The following is a 15,706-nucleotide window of genomic DNA, read 5'->3' on the forward strand; positions in this document are numbered from 1 at the left end:
GCGGTTTCAGGCGTCCGCCTGGACCACGTCGATTCCCAGCTTGCGATAGTCGCCGATATCGCCCGATGCCACGTGCCGCTCGGTGATCAGCGTATGAATGCGGCTGCACGGCGCCACCACGAATGGCTCCACCGCGCCCAGCTTGTCCGCCGTGGTCACGGCAATGACCTGCGACGCACTGTCGATCAGCGCCTGTTTGACCGGCACTTCATCGAAGTGCAGCGAGCTGATGCCCACGTCCGGATGAATCGCACAGACCCCGGTAAACAGCACGTCAGCCTTGATGCCCTGCAACAGGCGCAGGGTTTCGTGACCGCTGACGGACATCGTTGCCAGGTTGAGTTGCCCGCCGGCCAGGATCACTTTGATGCCCGGGTATTCGGCGAGGATGATCGCAGTCATCGGTGAGGTGGTAATGGCGGTGATGGCGATGTCCGAGGGCAATGAACGGGCGATCTGCAGCGTGGTGCTGCCGGAATCGAACATCACGATCTGGCCGTTTTCCACCCGTGCCGCCGCGAGTTGTGCCAGGTGGGTCTTGACCTCATCGGTTTCGCTGACCCGGGTGAAGTAATCCTTGCCGGTGTCCTTGGGCCGTGGCAGCGCCCCGCCATGCACACGCTGCACCAGGCCGGCCGTGGCCAGTTCCGACAGGTCGCGGCGGATGGTGTCTTCGGAGACTGCGAAATGCTGGCTCAACTCGGAGGCCATGACCTTGCCGTCACGCTCGAGGAGCAGGAGGATTTTTTGCCGGCGCAGGGAAGGAAGCTCGGCCGTCGAATGCTGGTCTTGCATGTTTATGCCTGGGTTTGCGGGTTTATGCGAGATTAGCCAAACCCCTTTGCAAACACAATCGGCAAACGTCAGTTGCTCGCGACCTGCGCCATCGCCCCCGAGGTCACCAGCGCTTTCAGCGAAGCATCGAACTGCTTCAGCGCGTTCACTTGCAGCGTAGTTTGCTGGTCGATCTGCGCGGCAATCTCCGGAGCGGCCTTGCCATGCACCCACACCGAAGGCATTTGCTGTGCACGGGAACCCTCGGCCTGGCCGACGTACTGCAAGTTCGAGTCGTAGAATTTCGCCATGAACCGTGCTTCGACCTGGTTGTTGCGCTTCGAGACCAGGCGGTTGTAGGTGTCGAGCATCACCACCACGTCCGGGTGGGCTTGCACCAACGCGTCGAGGTTGTCGTAGACGGTCACCGACGCGAACTCTTTCTGCAACGAGCCCATCAGCCAGTTGATCGCCAGTTTCGGGTCGGAGCTTTTGACGAACGCAGTGCTGATACGTGAATCCAGCTCTGGATTCTTCGCACCGCTCAGCGCCACCGAATGGTATTGCTCAAGGTATTCGAGGGTGTTGACGGTGTTTTCGCTGTAGAGCACGCCCACCGACTGGGCATGCTGCAAGCTCGCGGCGCTGTCGGCGACCGGCGCAAAGTGGCAGGACTGGTCAGCGGCGTAGGCCGGTGCGGTAGCGGCAAGGCTGCCGGTCAACACGGCGACAAGGGCCAGCAAGGTAGAGATTCTCATCGCGCAGGTTCCTTCGGAGGCGAATTCGGTATGTGGCTATCCTCCTCCGATGCCGGGAAAACAGAACTTGCGTTTATTGATGGTGGTTATTGATTAAACGAATGGTTGGCATCACACCGCCCCTGTAGGAGCCAGCTTGCTGGCGATGGTCGTCAACGATGACGCTTGCTGTCTGAATGAACGCGGTGTCTGGGCGTTTTTCGCGAGCAGGCTCGCTCCTACAAGGGATCGGGTTCACACGGGTGAAATTGTAGGAGCCAGCCTGCTGGCGATGGACGTCAACGATGACGCTTGCTGTCTGAATGAACGCGGTGCCTGGGCGTTTTTCGCGAGCAGGCTCGCTCCTACAAGGGATCGGGTTCACACGGTTGAAATTGTAGGAGCCAGCCTGCTGGCGATGGACGTCAACGATGACGCTTGCTGTCTGAATGAACGCGGTGCCTGGGCGTTTTTCGCGAGCAGGCTCGCTCCCACATGGGGAGCGGTGTGATGCCAAGACCGGGGTTTCAGGCCACCCGCCCCACCGTCTCCGCACTCACTTTTTTCTTGCCCTTGTTCCAGCGCATCAACACCAGTCGCAGAACCCTGTTCCAGGCGTAACTCACCACAACGCCACCCACCAATGCCAGGATCACCGCAAACAACGGCTGGTCGAGGATGCGGCGGGCCACCGACTGGAATTGGAAGTGCGTCAGATAGATGTACAGCGTTGACGAAGCGATCAGCGCCAGCCCGCGCGCAATCAGGCCCGGGACGGGAATCGACTTGATCCAGATCACCGCGAGCACGGCCGGCACGGCGATATCGACATACCCCTTCACCTGCAGGTATTGCGCGCCATGCCCGTAGATAAACAGAAGATCTTCCCCGCCCATCACAATCACCGTCACCGCAGTGACCACCCATTTCTGCACGGTCGAATGGGCATAGTGAATCGCCATTCCGAGCACCATGATCGCCAGGTAATGGTGCGGCACGCGGTTATAGAGTTCGCTCGCATCGAACACATAGGTGCCGATCAGAATGTCGGCCACCGCCAGTCCGCACGCGGCAATGACCAGGTTCCGGAACGGGTCGGCCATGATCAGTTTGCGCACGCGCTCGAACGACAGGGCGAAGCCAATGATCAGGATCATCTGCAGGAGCACTTCGATATACCAATACGTGAATACCCCGACAACCCGCTCGGGAAACCAGTTGGAAACCAGCAGCACGGTTTGCCAATGCACCTTGTCGAACACCGCCTGGACCAGCACGGCATACAGAATGGTCGGCGCTGCAATACTGGCGACGGACTTCAATAGCGAACGTGCGTTACCGCGTTCATTGATGGCCTGGAGCTGAAACCTCGCCAGGCTCAGACCCGACACGATAAACAGCACCTTCGTCTCACCCGCCACCAGCCATTTGGTAAACAGATGCAGGTGGCCGGCGACGATCAGGAAGATCGAGATCACGCGCAACAGGACCGGAACTTCCATCGCTCGAAGGGAGAACCGGGAAGACCTGGCGCTCTGGGTCAATTCGCACAGCTCACTGACCGGGATCATTTCCCATTGATCGGGCAGATGACCAATCAGCTCTTCCAGCACCATGGAGGCCTGGACAAACGACAGCGAATCCCCGCCCAGCTCAACGAACGACAAGCTCGCATCGATACGCGGGACTTCGAGGATTTCCGACCAGGCGACCACCAGTTTTTGCGTCAGCGGCGAGAGGTTCTGGCTCGACTCCGGCGACATTGCGCTCGAATCGATCGAGGGCAACGCTCGCTTGTCGATCTTGCCGTTCGGTGTCAGCGGAATCGCCTCCAGGAACACGAACAGCGCCGGGACCATGTAGTCGGGCAGTTCCTTGCTGACATGATCACGCAATTCCTTCGATGAAACCGCCGTTGTCGCGACGCAATAGGCAACCAGCCGGGGAAGCGCACTGTCATGGTTGGCGAGCACGACGCACTGTTTGATGCGCGGGTGCCGTGAGATCGCGCCCTCGATTTCCGCCAGCTCGATTCGATGGCCGCGGATCTTGACCTGGCTGTCCCCACGACCCAGGAACGAGACACTGCCATCGGAAAGGTACGTGCCGAGGTCACCGGTTTTATAACAAATGTCGTCCTCGACATGGGTAAAGGGGTTCACCACAAATTTTTCCCGGGTCAGCACGGGATCATTCCAGTAGCCCAGCGACAGATAAGGGCTACGGATCAGGATTTCGCCGACCTCTGCCTCGCCGACCAGCTGCTGCGATTCATTCACCACCAGCAGCTGTGCGCCTTCGATGCCTTTTCCGAGCGGGATTTTGGCGTTGCCAGCGGCCGGGTCGATCTGGTGGAAGCCCATGGCCTGGGGGGTTTCCGTGGTTCCGTAGAAGTTGACGCTTTTGGCGTTGGGCGCAATGACGCGGATCTGTTCGTACAGCGTGTGGCTCAGCGCATCCCCGCCCCAGAACAGGTAGCGCAGGGCATCGAATCTCAGGTCGCCCAGTTTTGCGCCGGTTTCAATCAGCTTCCCCAGCGGTGGCGTCAGGTGAATGATGGAAATCCGCTGCTCATGAATCCACGTTGCCAATGCCACCGGGTCGATAAGGGTCGACTGAGCGGGACACATGACTTGCGCGCCAATCGACAACGGTGTGAACACGTCCCGGTAAACGGGATCATGCCCCAGGCCCGAGAGCAGGGAAAAACGATCGGCGCTGGAGAGCGAATGACGCTGGACGTGCCACTCGATGAAGTGCACCAACGGCGCATGGTGGGTGACGATGCCTTTTGGCTCGCCCGTGCTGCCCGATGTAAACGTGATATAGGCAGGTCGAGCGGGATCGACCTGAGGCAACACCTGCTGATGTCCGCCAAAGGCTTGCAGCGACTCGTCGGGACTTTCCGCTATTCGAACGACTTGCGCACTCGCCTGCTCAGGCAGCTCAACCGTTGCGTCGCCGCACAGCAGCACGAAGGACGGTTCCAGCACCCGAATGATTTGCGCCACGCGCGCCGGTGGGTAGGCGGCGTCCGCCACCGTGAACGTCAGCCCTGCACGCAATGCGCCGAGCATGGCGTAGACCAGCCCCGCACTGCGGCTCGCGACAATCACCACCCGGTCCGCCTCGGTCGCGCCATGGCCGATCAGGAAGGACGCAATGCCCCGGCTGATCGCTTCGAGCTGGCGATAGCTGCAGGCTGCGCCATGGGAAACCACCGCAACGGCATCGGGCGTTCGCCCCGCCTGCTCCAGGAAGTCCGCGAATATCGGACGTTCAGCACGACGTTCCAGGTCGAGCGCAGGGTTTGGGCGAAGGTCGTTCATATCGTTTTTATGCTCCGCGGCCAGACAAAAAATACACAGCCTAGTTCAGTTCGAATCGATTGCATGAACGTTAATGCACGGCAGCAGGTGGCGCCATTGCCGGCGGCAAAAAAAGGCTGAGGTTTGAGCCGTTGCGAAGGGTCGATTGCTGCTCCAGCAACACCTGATGAGCAGCCCGGTGCGTCTGGCAAGACACATCAGGGACTGCGACAGCCGTTTCAGCGCCATTTGACGCTGGATTGGCAATTGGTATGGCTCTTGCTCTAGCCCTTGCACAAGCATGTTTGCCTGCGCGGACACGAGTTGATGACGGGAAGGCATTTCCCGTGTTGCTAAACAGTCAGGAGTTAACCAATGGCCAATGTCCAAACCGCCACGGCACTGGATGTGCGCTGGCGACAGGCACCGAGCGGAGAGTTGCTCGACTTGGGACGGGTCTACCTCGGTCCTTTGGCGCAATCGCGCCTGCACAGCACACCCAAGCGCGTCCTGAGCCGCCGCGAAGCGGTGTTGCTCGGCGTCTTCGCGCTGGTGCTGCACGGCGCGGTGATCGTCTGGGTCAACAGCACCCCGACGCCGCCGCTGCCGGTGGTGCCGCCGGAAATCCCGCCGATGACCATCGAATTTTCACAACCGGCGCCGCCTGTGGTGGAACCGCCACCACCCGAGCCGATTGTGCAGCCGGTGGTCGAGCCTCCGCCGCCGGTGGAGGATGAACTGGCGGTCAAGCCGCCACCGCCGAAACCGATTCCCAAGCCCAAGCCCAAGCCTGTGGTCAAGCCTGTGCCTAAACCAGTGGCCAAACCGGTGGAGCAACCGCCCGCGCCACCGGCCCCACCGCAACCGGTCGCAGCCCCGGCGCCACCCGCACCGCCGGCGCCGAAACCGGTGACCCCGGCCTCGGCCAGCGCTGGTTATTTGAAGAACCCGGCACCGGAATATCCATCCTTGGCGATGCGTCGCGGCTGGGAAGGCACGGTGCTGTTGCGTGTACATGTATTGGCCAGTGGCAAGCCCGGGGAAATCCAGCTGCAGAAAAGCAGCGGTCGCGACCAGCTCGACGAGGCCGCACTGGCAGCAGTGAAGCGCTGGAGTTTCGTCCCGGCGAAACAGGGTGATGTCGCCCAGGACGGCTGGGTCAGCGTGCCGATCGACTTCAAGATCAAGTAACTCAACTTCGAACGCTTTTATCGCGGGCCACCTGACAAAAGGCGCATCGCTACACCTGATTAATGCCTTGCTGGAGAGCCCACCATGAACCTCATTGCGTCCCCGTTTGAATCCATCGAACACGCGGTCATCTGGCTGCTGATCATCTTCTCCGTCGCGACCTGGGGCCTGGCCTTGTTGAAAGGCGTGCAGTTCACCCGACTGAAGACCCAGGACCGCAAATTCCACAAGCAATTCTGGGCCGCCTCGAGCCTGGATTCCGCCGCCGAACTGGCCCACAGCCAACCCGGCGCCGCGGCCCGCGTGGCGCTCGCCGGTTACGCGGCGATCCAGGTCCCGGACGGCGTGCAGGCCACTGACCTGAGCCAGGCGATCAACCATCAGGACCGCCTCGAACGCGCTTTGCGCCAGCAGATCGTGCGCGAGCGGCGTTCGCTGGAAACCGGGTTGGCGATCCTCGCCAGCATCGGCAGCACCTCGCCCTTCATCGGTCTGTTCGGTACGGTCTGGGGGATCATGTCGGCATTGAAAGGCATCAGCGCGGCCGGCTCGGCGAGCCTGGAAACCGTGGCCGGGCCGATCGGTGCGGCGCTGGTCGCCACTGGTGTGGGCATCGCCGTCGCGGTGCCGGCGGTGCTGGTCTACAACTACCTGCTGCGCCGGTTGAAGCTGACCGCCGCCGACCTCGACGACTTCGCCCACGACTTCTACAGCCTGGCGCAGAAACATTCGTTTCGTGTGCTGACGCACCCGGCGCTGAAAAAATCCGGCGCCACCGCGACCGGGCAGAAAGTGAAGGAGGCGTCCTGAGATGGCCTTTTCCACACAAGACAATGACGAAGTGCTGAGCGAAATCAACGTCACGCCGCTGGTGGACGTGATGCTGGTGCTGCTGGTGGTGTTCATCGTCACCGCGCCGCTGCTGACCAACTCGATCCCGATCAACCTGCCGAAGACCGAATCGGTGGCGCCGGTGGAGCAGAAAGACCCGCTGGTGGTGAGCATCGACGACAAGGGCAAGCTGTTCATCAACAAGGACGAGATCCAGCCGGATTTGCTGGAAACCAACCTCAAGGACGCCAAAAGCAAAAACGCCGACGTGCGCGTGCAGCTGCAGGCCGACAACGGCGTGAACTACGGCGAAGTGGCCCGGGCGATGGCCTCGATCGAGCGGGCGGGCATCACCAAACTGTCGGTCATCACCGCGAAGTAGGAGCCGGCTTGCCGGCGATGGCGCCCGTGAGAACGCCATCGCCAGCAAGCTGGCTCCTACAGGGATCTTCGTCGCCATCAAGTGACATGACACACCATCAATCGTGTAGGAGCCGGCTTGCCGGCGATGGCGGAGTGTCAGGCACCATCGATGTCTGCTAATCGGTCGCCATCGCCAGCAAGCTGGCTCCTACAGGGATCTTTGTCGCCATCAAGTGACATGACACACCATCAATCGTGTAGGAGCCGGCTTGCCGGCGATGGCGGAGTGTCAGGCACCATCGATGTCTACTGATCGGCCGCCATCGCCAGCAAGCTGGCTCCTACAGGGATCTTCGTCGCCATCAAGTGACATGACACACCGCAAACCGTGTAGGAGACGGGGTGCCGGGGTTGGCCCCCTCCCGCCTGCGGCAATCTGGCGCCTGCGGAGATCGTTGAACGCTGGGTAGAATCCGTTGATTACCTGCCCGGAGTTCCCGCCATGTCAGACCGTGAAATCGTCATTCCAGACACTCTGAAACCCATCGTCGAACGCGCCGGTTACGCCCCTGCCGTCAGGGTCGGCGACACCTTGTACTGCGCCGGCCAGGTCGGACGAACCGCGGAACTGGAAGTGATCCGCGATCCCGAGCAACAGTTCATCAGCGCCTGGGAAAACCTGCGCAGCGTGCTTGAGGCCGGAGGTTGCCACTTCGAAGACGTGGTCGACATGACCACCTATCACGTGGACATGTCGCAGCACATGGCGGTGTTTCGCGAGGTGAAAAACCGCGTGTTCCCCAGAGGCCTGTGCGCCTGGACGTGCATCGGTGTCAGCGAACTGGCTCATCCAGGGCTGCTGGTGGAAATAAAATGCATCGCCGTGCGGCGCAGGTAAGCCGCTCCACATCGAGGCCGCGTTGACACTTCATCGGGTGGAATTCGACGTCAAGCCCACTGACCGGGTCGGTGTGGTGGGCATCGGCGGCCTCGGTCACCTGGCCTTGCGCTTCCTCAACGCCTGGGGCTGCGACGTCACTGCCTTCACTTCATCGCTGAGCAAGCAGGACGAAGCCAAGCGTCTGGGCGCACACCACGTGATCGCCTCGACGGACAGCAACGCCTTGAAAGCCATCGCCGGGACCCTCGACTTTCTGCTGATCACCGCCAACGCCGACCTCGACTGGCCAGCCATGCTCGGCACCCTGCGCGGCAAGGGGCGCCTGCATTTTGTCGGCATCGTGCCCGGCGCGATTCCCGTGCACGTGTTCAACCTGATCCCGCAACAGAAGAGCCTGTCCGCCTCCCCCGTCGGCTCGCCTGGCACCACCGCGACCATGCTGGAGTTCTGCGCCCGGCATCAGATCCTGCCGCAGGTCGAGCACTTCCCCATGAGCCGGGTCAACGAAGCCATCGATCACTTGCGCAGCGGCAAGGCGCGTTACCGCGTGGTGCTGGACGCCAGCAAGTAACCGGTCATAACCGATCGCTTCCTTAGCGTTCGGTGCGTGCCCCCCACCAGACAGTCATGAGGGGTGGCCTTTGACCGGCGCATGTTGCGCCATCAATTGCGCCACCCATTCGATGAACACACGGAGCTTGAGGCTGATGTGCCGGTTCGGCGGAAACGCCACGTAAAGCGGCATCGTATCGAGTTGCCAATCGGCAAACAGCGGAACCAGTTCGCCCCGCGCCTCGAAGGCCTTGGACATGTACTTCGGCAGCCACAGCACACCCAACCCCGCGAGGCCTGCCGAGAGATAGGCATTGCCATCGTCGACGGCCAGCGCGTAACGACCTTTGACGTGCACGTGTTCGCTGTGATTGTGCAGCGCATAGGGCACCGGCTTGCCGGTGCGTGCCCACAGGAAACCGACGATGCGATGCTCGGAGTCTTCCAGTTCCTGGGGATGGACGGGTGTGCCGTGTCGAGCCAGGTAGCTCGGTGCGGCAAAGACGCCGAGCGGCAGGTCAGCGACGCGCCGGGCCATCAATGACTGATCCCTCAGTTCGCCGCCGCGCACCACGCAATCGACATTCTCATCGATGATGTCGACGATGCGATCGCTGACGCCCATGTCGATCTGGATGTCCGGGTATCGCGCATAGAAATCGGGCAATGCCGGCATCAGGATCATGCTCGCCAACGGGCTCGGCACATCCACCCGCAATCGACCACGGGGCACTGCCGAGGCGCCGGACAGGCTGGTTTCAGCATCGTCCATGTCAGCCAGCAACCTGAGCACCCGCTCGTAATACACCGCGCCGTCAGCGGTGACGTTGACCTTGCGCGTGGTGCGGTTGAGCAACTTGACGCGCAGTCGCGCCTCCAGTTGCTGCACCAGTTGCGTCACGGTGGTCTTGCTCATGTGCAGGGTGTCGGCAGCCTTGGTGAAACTGCCCGCCTCCACCACCCGCGCGAACGCCTGCATCGCATCAAAACGGTCCATTGTCGCCCCGGTTATCGTTCGGATTGTTTGGGAATCCCAAACAGTGAGCGCCAAGGTTGCTCGTTTATCGCCCCGGCGCAAGCCCCTAGAGTTCACCCATCGTTGATTTCGGGTCGCTTCAGGCCCCTTGATGGAGGCACTTTATGACACAGCGTGACGTTGTTTTTCCGCCCGGACGCCAAGCGCTTTACGAGCGTAATCGCTACTCGCCGGCCGTTCGTTCCAATGGCTTTTTGTTCGTGTCGGGGCAAGTCGGCAGCACCGAGGATGGATCGCCCGAGGAGGATCTGGAGGCTCAGGTCCGACTGGCCTTCAACAACCTGAATGCGATCCTCGGCGCCGCCGGTTGCACTTTCGACGATGTGGTCGACGTGACCGTTTTCATCGTCGATCCCGAGTCGACGTTCGAGACCATCTGGAAGATCGTGCCGGAGTTCTGGGGCGAGGCGCCGCACCCGACGCTCACTGGGATCGGGGTGACCTGGCTGTATGGATTCCGCTTCGAGATCAAGGTGATCGCCCGGCTTCCGGAAGGCGACCGAAGCTGATCTGACGTCGGCGCGGAAATATGTTCGGCGTTAGAATCGAAAACGTTCAATCAACCTTTTCGAGGATGCTCCCGGTATGTCCACGCCCGACACTTCCCTGCAAGACACCGCCGCGCCCGACGGCGTTTGTTACGGCTGCGGCGGCGACAACCCGCACGGGCTGCAGATCAAGAGCTTCTGGCATGAGGACGGCGTGCATGTCATCGCCGAGCACATGCCCGAAGCCAAGTACTGCGGCTGGCCCGACCTGGTCTACGGCGGACTGATCGCGATGCTGGTTGACTGCCATTCCAACTGGACGGCGATGGCCTATCACTACCGCGAGGAACACCGCGATGCCGCCAGCCTGCCGCGCATCAACTGCGTCACGGGCAACCTGGGCATCAAGTTCATCAAACCGACGCCGATGGGCGTGCTGCTGACCCTGAAGGCAAAAGTCGAAGGGGAAGTCGGACGCAAGACCCGGGTCATCTGCGAGGTGTACGCGGGGGATGTGCTGACGGCGGTTGGCGATTCCGTGTTTGTGCGCGTCGATACCGGGCAATTGGCCGCGGTGGCCCACGGTCGCTAATCAGCGCGTTCTTGACTGGCCTTCATGGTGTTCAGCACGTGCTGCACGTGTGTCATGAGTTGCTCACCATTGAAGGGCTTCTTGAAATACCCTACCGCTCCCAATTCGCGGGCCTTGAGCTCGGGTGTCTCGCCGATGCAGGCGGTGATGAAGATCACCGGGAACCGCAGCTCGCGCGCTTGCAATGCTTCGACCATCTGCAGGCCATTCATGCCCGGCATGCGGATATCCGAAATCAGGCACGCGGTCGTGTCGAGCGCGTAGTCGGCCAGATACTCTTCGGCGCAGGCGTAAGTTCGTGCGGCGTATCCCATTGATCTGACCAGGCTGTCCAGCGAAATACGGATGGCTTCGTCGTCGTCAACGATCGAAATGATTGGTGTGTTTAACAATTAATTCAACCTTGAGTAATGGGAGCTGATTGATCCAGCTCAACTTGATTTAAGACGCTCATCCGCCTCTCAATTTTCATGTTGTTTCAGAAAATCAATGAACACGCGGAGCTTCTGCGGCATTGCGCTGCGGCTGAAGTAATACAGCGACAGGCTGCGTTGAGGACTCCAGTCCTCCAGAACGCGGATCAGCCGGCCGTCGGTGAGGTAATCCTGGACATAGCGATCGTAGAAGTAGGCATAGCCGCCGCCATTGAGCGCAGCGTCGAGCAGGGTCATGCCGTCATTGCTGGAAATGCGCCCCCGGGTTTCGATCTCGACGTCCTGGCCTTCCACTGTAAACGTCCACCGTTCATGGCCCCCGGTAACCGCACTTTTGTAGCGGATGCAATCATGGTGCATGAGGTCGGCCGGCACCTTTGGCACACCGTGACGCTTGATGTACTCGGGCGATGCCACCACTGCCATGCGAATCCCGGAGCCCAGCGGAACAGCGACCATGTCCTGTTCCAGAATGCTGTTCACCCGGATGCCGGCGTCGTAACCATCGTTGACGATGTCGACGACACGGCTCTCGATCGCAATATCCAGATTGATCTCTGGATAGGCCGCCAGAAACCGCGTCAACAACGGCTCCAGAAACATGACATAAGCGCTGCGCGACAGGGTCAGCCGCAGCGTGCCGGAAGGTTTCGCCGCGACCTCGGCCAGGTCGGCAAAAGCGCCCTTGAGCTCAAGCACCAGCGGCGCGACCTTGCGATAAAACACTTCACCCGCTTCGGTCAGGCTCACGCTGCGTGTCGTCCTGTTGAACAATCGAACGCCGGCCCTTTTTTCCAACTGGCGGATGGCGTGACTGATCGCAGACTTGCTCACGCCCATCATGACCGCCGCCGCGGTGAAGCCGCGCACGTCTGCCACGCAGACAAACACCGTCAACAGCTCAAATCCATCGGTATCGATCGTCAACGTCAGGCCCCTTCCAGTCGAGACAGCGCATCAGGACAAACGGACGCCCGTGATACCGAGCATGATGAGCAAGCTGATCAGCGCGCCGATAACGGCACCGCCCCACCAGGTTTTATTGGCACCGGATTTGGAAACACCGTGTGCCAGCATCACCACCCGCAGCCCGGAAAACAGGTGGGTAATGATGAAGAACACACCGATCGCATAATGCGGCAGCAAGCGGATACCCCAGGGATCACGAATCATCCCCACCGGATCACCGGAGGCGAAATCCCAGCCCGTTTCGATACCTGCGTAAGTCCTGGCGAATACGAACACAGCGTTCAGATGCCCCAATATGAATACGGCCAGAAACACGCCGGAGCCGACCTGGAAAATCCGGTAATTGTCGCTGCCGACCGAACTCCAGTTCCAGGCCAGGCGCAGGCCGCTAAACACCTGGAACAGCAAGGCGATCACGAGAACGGGTTCGACGAAGGATGAGCGATAGACGGTGCGCCCTATCTCCATGACCTGCGCATGAACCTGCGGGCCAGCGAGACCGAACAAATGGTTGAACAGATGGAAAGCGATAAATAACAGGACGATCGCACCTGCGATGCCGTGGGCTACTCGTAACGCCGGCATGGCGCGAATCGGGCGGATCGGCTGCTGCAGGCCGCTACCGTCCCGGCTCAGATAAAGCCCAAAGCCTATCCACGAGGCGGCCCAGAACCACTCATCGGGCACAGGACTGCCCAACATGATGAGATTGACCCCGACAAAACAGTACAGCGTCGGCGCGCAGATGATGAACAGCGCCAGGCGTCGTACTTTCAACTGCGCCACCGCATTGTGCTGGCGGGTGATGCGCTGGCACGCCAAGGCAAATCCCATCGCGGGAACGGAGAAAATGGCCAGCATCACCACGGTAGCCAAAAGCAGATAAACGGGAGAAATCACCGCACCCGGCTCGACGCTCGTGACCAGCGTATGAAAGGCATTCAAGAAATAAGGGTAGACCGAGGTCGTCAGCACTGGCGCCCACACAACCCACTTGCTCAGCGGCTTGCTTGCCGCCATTTGGTAAGGGCTGTCCGCCCATCTTTTGAACATCAAACAATCCTCGAAAGTAAATTAATTGCCTCAAGGACTGCGATAAAAAAGACGCCCTTGAACACTTCCACAAGAGTGCCAGAGAAACGTAAATACTTATGGGCGATTAAGTATGGTCACCTCATATGAAAGTATTAGTTTTCACGGTACGGAGCTTTTGATTACAGCTTTCCAGTAGCACCGAGCAACCCAGCGCGCCGACTTATCGTCGATTGTCAAATTTCACTGCACAGTCCGTATACCGTAAGACGGATTATCACTTGCTGGCTAGATCTTATAATTCGCCGCCCCTTACCATTAATCAAAACACTCCATGCCGCACTTCCTTACTCAAGTAGATGAGTGCGTCGAGTTGAAGAAGGAACACTAAACATGTCCAATAAAGCAAGAGCGGCCCGCATCCATGCCTATGGCCCGCCAGAAGTGCTGGTATTCGAAGATATCGAAGTACCTAATCCGGGCCCCGGCCAACTGCTGATCCGTAATACCGTCATCGGCCTGAATTTCGTGGAAGTCTATTACCGTCGCGGGACCTTCCCGGTGCCGGCGTTTCCAGCCGTTCTCGGCAACGAAGCCGCGGGCATCGTCGAAGCGGTCGGTGCTGGTGTTGTCGGCATCAAGCCAGGCGATCGCGTGGTTTATTCGGACGATATACACGGCGCCTATTCGACGCTGTGCCTCTACTCGGCGGATCGGGTGGCGATCGTTCCTGATGGCATCAGCGACAAACAGGCGGCTTCGAGCTTCCTCAAGGGCCTTACCGCCCGTTACCTGCTCAAGGAAACGGTCAAACTGAAAGCCGGCGATACCGTGCTTTATCACGCGGCAGCAGGCGGTGTCGGGCAACTGTTCACGCAATGGGCCAAGGCGCTGGGCATCCGGGTCATTGGCACGGTGTCTTCCGCGGAGAAAATGGCCATTGCCCTGGAAGCCGGCTGTTCACACGTGATCAACTACCGAACGGAAAATTTCGCCGAGCGCGTCATGGCACTCACAGGCAATGCGGGCGTGAAAGCTGTGTTCGATTCCGTGGGCAAAGACACGTTCGTCGACTCGCTGGCCGTTCTGCAACCCAGGGGAACGCTCGTCGTGTTCGGCAAGGCATCCGGCAATCCGCCGCTCATCAACCCGTTCGACCTTGCGCCGCGCTCACTGAACCTGACCTGGCCTGTACTGCCGGTGTATGTGGCGACGCCGCAACAATTAGCGGCGTCAGCTGAAGACCTGTTCCAGGCCATCAAGAGCGGAATCATCAAGGTTGAGCCGAGTCGGGTCTATCCCTTCGAACAACTGAAAGACGCACACCGGGACCTTGAAGAACGCCGAACTACGGGTGCAGCTGTTTTGATTGTTTGATCGCAGTTATTAGCATAAATGGGCGCATGACTCCTGGCACACCCGGTACACCGAGTTGCCGGGATCGCCAGCAAGCCGGCTCCTACAACAGCCCCTCAAATGCACTAAGACCTGTGTAAATCATACTTAGGGATGAATGACTCATACGAACATGCCTTCGGTAGACCCCTAGGCATAAGTGACTCGCCAGTTCGTTCCAGTACTATTTAATCAGCTTCGACAAAACGAAACTTCTACCGCTTTATCCGCTCATCGACATAAATAGCGCCTCGACTAACCAAGGGGATTTATGAACTGAGCCGATTAATTATTTTGGGTGAATATGATGAAGACTTCCGATCTGGGCCTGGCTATCGCATTTCTCGCCGCAACCGGTTTTATTACTACACACGCTGTTGCTACAGAAACGCAATCTGCACCTAATGTTGTCGCCGGTCGGGAGAATAATGCTTCCGATGACACGACCCCACCCGTGCAACAGCATCGGGCCCGATCGGCACCCACTCGTATAGCCGAAGGTGGTTCGGACAAATTGCTCGAGCGTCGCGTCGCCGAAGGTGGCTCGGACAAACTGCTCGAACGTCGTGTCGCCGAAGGCGGCTCGGACAAACTGCTCGAACGTCGTGTCGCCGAAGGCGGCTCGGACAAACTGCTCGAACGTCGTGTCGCCGAAGGCGGCTCGGACAAGCTGCTCGAACGTCGTGTCGCTGAAGGCGGCTCGGACAAGCTGCTCGAACGTCGTGTCGCCGAAGGCGGCTCGGACAAGCTGCTCGAACGTCGTGTCGCTGAAGGCGGCTCGGACAAGCTGCTTGAACGTCGTGTCGCCGAAGGCGGCTCGGACAAGCTGCTCGAACGTCGTGTCGCTGAAGGCGGCTCGGACAAGCTGCTTGAACGTCGTGTCGCTGAAGGCGGCTCGGACAAGCTGCTCGAACGTCGTGTCGCCGAAGGCGGGGCTGATCGCATGCGCGAACGCGGTCTTGCCGAAGGCGGGTCTGATCGCCTGATCGAACGTCGCGTCGCCGATTCCGGCTACTCGTACAACGCCAGAATGACTGTCGCGACCCATTTCTCCATGGACTGAGCAGGTCGCTTCAGTCCATGAGCACCGCCGCCCCTAAAGT

16 protein-coding genes and 1 pseudogene are annotated in these 15,706 nt (G+C 60.0%); 10 read left to right on the forward strand and 7 right to left on the reverse strand.

Annotated elements, in window-relative coordinates; all coding sequences use genetic code 11:
* Positions 1-6 precede the first annotated feature (6 nt).
* Positions 7-795, reverse strand: coding sequence for a DeoR/GlpR family DNA-binding transcription regulator (locus ACF6ZU_RS29200; protein WP_392889441.1), 789 nt, complete (start codon positions 793-795; stop codon positions 7-9).
* 68 nt (positions 796-863) lie between these two features.
* The gene (locus tag ACF6ZU_RS29205; protein ID WP_392889444.1) at positions 864-1,532 is read right to left on the reverse strand and encodes an ATPase; all 669 of its coding nucleotides are present in this window, start codon (positions 1,530-1,532) and stop codon (positions 864-866) included.
* A 136-nt stretch (positions 1,533-1,668) separates the two neighbouring features.
* On the opposite strand from ACF6ZU_RS29205, the gene ACF6ZU_RS29210 reads away from it, so the two are divergent.
* Positions 1,669-2,022, forward strand: a complete 354-nt coding sequence (locus ACF6ZU_RS29210; protein WP_392889446.1) for a hypothetical protein — start codon at positions 1,669-1,671, stop codon at positions 2,020-2,022.
* 16 nt (positions 2,023-2,038) lie between these two features.
* Here ACF6ZU_RS29210 and ACF6ZU_RS29215 read toward each other — a convergent pair whose 3' ends face one another.
* Positions 2,039-4,840: an amino acid adenylation domain-containing protein gene (locus tag ACF6ZU_RS29215; RefSeq protein ID WP_392889447.1), complete on the reverse strand. Its 2,802-nt coding sequence runs from the start codon at positions 4,838-4,840 to the stop codon at positions 2,039-2,041.
* 354 nt (positions 4,841-5,194) lie between these two features.
* On the opposite strand from ACF6ZU_RS29215, the gene ACF6ZU_RS29220 reads away from it, so the two are divergent.
* The 5 genes and pseudogenes from ACF6ZU_RS29220 to ACF6ZU_RS29240 all read left to right on the forward strand — a co-directional run.
* On the forward strand, positions 5,195-6,010 hold the full coding sequence (locus tag ACF6ZU_RS29220) for an energy transducer TonB (RefSeq protein WP_392889449.1): 816 nt from the start codon (positions 5,195-5,197) through the stop codon (positions 6,008-6,010).
* A gap of 84 nt (positions 6,011-6,094) precedes the next feature.
* Positions 6,095-6,820, forward strand: coding sequence for a MotA/TolQ/ExbB proton channel family protein (locus tag ACF6ZU_RS29225; RefSeq protein ID WP_392888638.1), 726 nt, complete (start codon positions 6,095-6,097; stop codon positions 6,818-6,820).
* Position 6,821: 1 nt separating this feature from the next.
* Positions 6,822-7,223 (forward strand): ExbD/TolR family protein, encoded by a 402-nt coding sequence (locus tag ACF6ZU_RS29230; RefSeq protein WP_392889451.1) that lies wholly within the window; start codon positions 6,822-6,824, stop codon positions 7,221-7,223.
* A gap of 483 nt (positions 7,224-7,706) precedes the next feature.
* A complete protein-coding gene (locus ACF6ZU_RS29235; RefSeq protein WP_392889453.1) occupies positions 7,707-8,102 on the forward strand; it encodes a RidA family protein in 396 nt (131 codons plus the stop codon).
* 37 nt (positions 8,103-8,139) lie between these two features.
* A pseudogene (locus tag ACF6ZU_RS29240) lies at positions 8,140-8,676 on the forward strand (zinc-binding dehydrogenase); the annotation flags it as partial.
* A 54-nt stretch (positions 8,677-8,730) separates the two neighbouring features.
* Here the strand turns inward: ACF6ZU_RS29240 and ACF6ZU_RS29245 are convergent.
* Positions 8,731-9,654, reverse strand: a complete 924-nt coding sequence (locus tag ACF6ZU_RS29245; protein WP_392889456.1) for a LysR substrate-binding domain-containing protein — start codon at positions 9,652-9,654, stop codon at positions 8,731-8,733.
* Positions 9,655-9,797: 143 nt separating this feature from the next.
* Here ACF6ZU_RS29245 and ACF6ZU_RS29250 point away from each other — a divergent pair, with 143 nt between their 5' ends.
* Together ACF6ZU_RS29250 and ACF6ZU_RS29255 are read left to right on the forward strand one after the other, a co-directional pair.
* Positions 9,798-10,202 carry a RidA family protein gene (locus ACF6ZU_RS29250; RefSeq protein ID WP_392889458.1) on the forward strand — a complete coding sequence of 135 codons (405 nt, stop codon included), beginning with the start codon at positions 9,798-9,800 and terminating at the stop codon, positions 10,200-10,202.
* 76 nt (positions 10,203-10,278) lie between these two features.
* Entirely contained in the window at positions 10,279-10,773 is a 495-nt protein-coding gene (locus tag ACF6ZU_RS29255) for a PaaI family thioesterase (RefSeq protein ID WP_392889460.1), read from the forward strand.
* On the opposite strand, the gene ACF6ZU_RS29260 is transcribed toward ACF6ZU_RS29255, so the two are convergent.
* From ACF6ZU_RS29260 to ACF6ZU_RS29270, 3 genes are all read right to left on the reverse strand, one after another.
* Entirely contained in the window at positions 10,770-11,165 is a 396-nt protein-coding gene (locus ACF6ZU_RS29260; protein WP_392889462.1) for a response regulator transcription factor, read from the reverse strand. The two genes, ACF6ZU_RS29255 and ACF6ZU_RS29260, sit on opposite strands and share 4 nt — an antisense overlap.
* A gap of 69 nt (positions 11,166-11,234) precedes the next feature.
* On the reverse strand, positions 11,235-12,134 hold the full coding sequence (locus tag ACF6ZU_RS29265; protein WP_392889463.1) for a LysR family transcriptional regulator: 900 nt from the start codon (positions 12,132-12,134) through the stop codon (positions 11,235-11,237).
* A 30-nt stretch (positions 12,135-12,164) separates the two neighbouring features.
* A complete protein-coding gene (locus ACF6ZU_RS29270; RefSeq protein ID WP_392889465.1) occupies positions 12,165-13,229 on the reverse strand; it encodes a hypothetical protein in 1,065 nt (354 codons plus the stop codon).
* 372 nt (positions 13,230-13,601) lie between these two features.
* Here ACF6ZU_RS29270 and ACF6ZU_RS29275 point away from each other — a divergent pair, with 372 nt between their 5' ends.
* Positions 13,602-14,585, forward strand: coding sequence for a quinone oxidoreductase family protein (locus tag ACF6ZU_RS29275; RefSeq protein WP_392889466.1), 984 nt, complete (start codon positions 13,602-13,604; stop codon positions 14,583-14,585).
* 571 nt (positions 14,586-15,156) lie between these two features.
* On the forward strand, positions 15,157-15,666 hold the full coding sequence (locus ACF6ZU_RS29280; protein WP_392893965.1) for a phage infection protein: 510 nt from the start codon (positions 15,157-15,159) through the stop codon (positions 15,664-15,666).
* The last annotated feature ends 40 nt before the right edge of the window (positions 15,667-15,706 follow it).

The sequence above is a fragment of the Pseudomonas migulae genome (assembly GCF_043225285.1).
Taxonomy (GTDB): Bacteria; Pseudomonadota; Gammaproteobacteria; order Pseudomonadales; family Pseudomonadaceae; genus Aquipseudomonas; species Aquipseudomonas migulae_C.

Coding starts and splice junctions, on each gene's coding strand:
- ACF6ZU_RS29205 (WP_392889444.1), bottom strand. CDS start 1,532: ATGAGAATCTCTACCTTGCTGGCCCTTGTCGCCGTGTTGACCGGCAGC.
- ACF6ZU_RS29215 (WP_392889447.1), bottom strand. CDS start 4,840: ATGAACGACCTTCGCCCAAACCCTGCGCTCGACCTGGAACGTCGTGCT.
- ACF6ZU_RS29200 (WP_392889441.1), bottom strand. CDS start 795: ATGCAAGACCAGCATTCGACGGCCGAGCTTCCTTCCCTGCGCCGGCAA.
- ACF6ZU_RS29235 (WP_392889453.1), top strand. CDS start 7,707: ATGTCAGACCGTGAAATCGTCATTCCAGACACTCTGAAACCCATCGTC.
- ACF6ZU_RS29220 (WP_392889449.1), top strand. CDS start 5,195: ATGGCCAATGTCCAAACCGCCACGGCACTGGATGTGCGCTGGCGACAG.
- ACF6ZU_RS29230 (WP_392889451.1), top strand. CDS start 6,822: ATGGCCTTTTCCACACAAGACAATGACGAAGTGCTGAGCGAAATCAAC.
- ACF6ZU_RS29275 (WP_392889466.1), top strand. CDS start 13,602: ATGTCCAATAAAGCAAGAGCGGCCCGCATCCATGCCTATGGCCCGCCA.
- ACF6ZU_RS29270 (WP_392889465.1), bottom strand. CDS start 13,229: ATGTTCAAAAGATGGGCGGACAGCCCTTACCAAATGGCGGCAAGCAAG.
- ACF6ZU_RS29250 (WP_392889458.1), top strand. CDS start 9,798: ATGACACAGCGTGACGTTGTTTTTCCGCCCGGACGCCAAGCGCTTTAC.
- ACF6ZU_RS29225 (WP_392888638.1), top strand. CDS start 6,095: ATGAACCTCATTGCGTCCCCGTTTGAATCCATCGAACACGCGGTCATC.
- ACF6ZU_RS29255 (WP_392889460.1), top strand. CDS start 10,279: ATGTCCACGCCCGACACTTCCCTGCAAGACACCGCCGCGCCCGACGGC.
- ACF6ZU_RS29245 (WP_392889456.1), bottom strand. CDS start 9,654: ATGGACCGTTTTGATGCGATGCAGGCGTTCGCGCGGGTGGTGGAGGCG.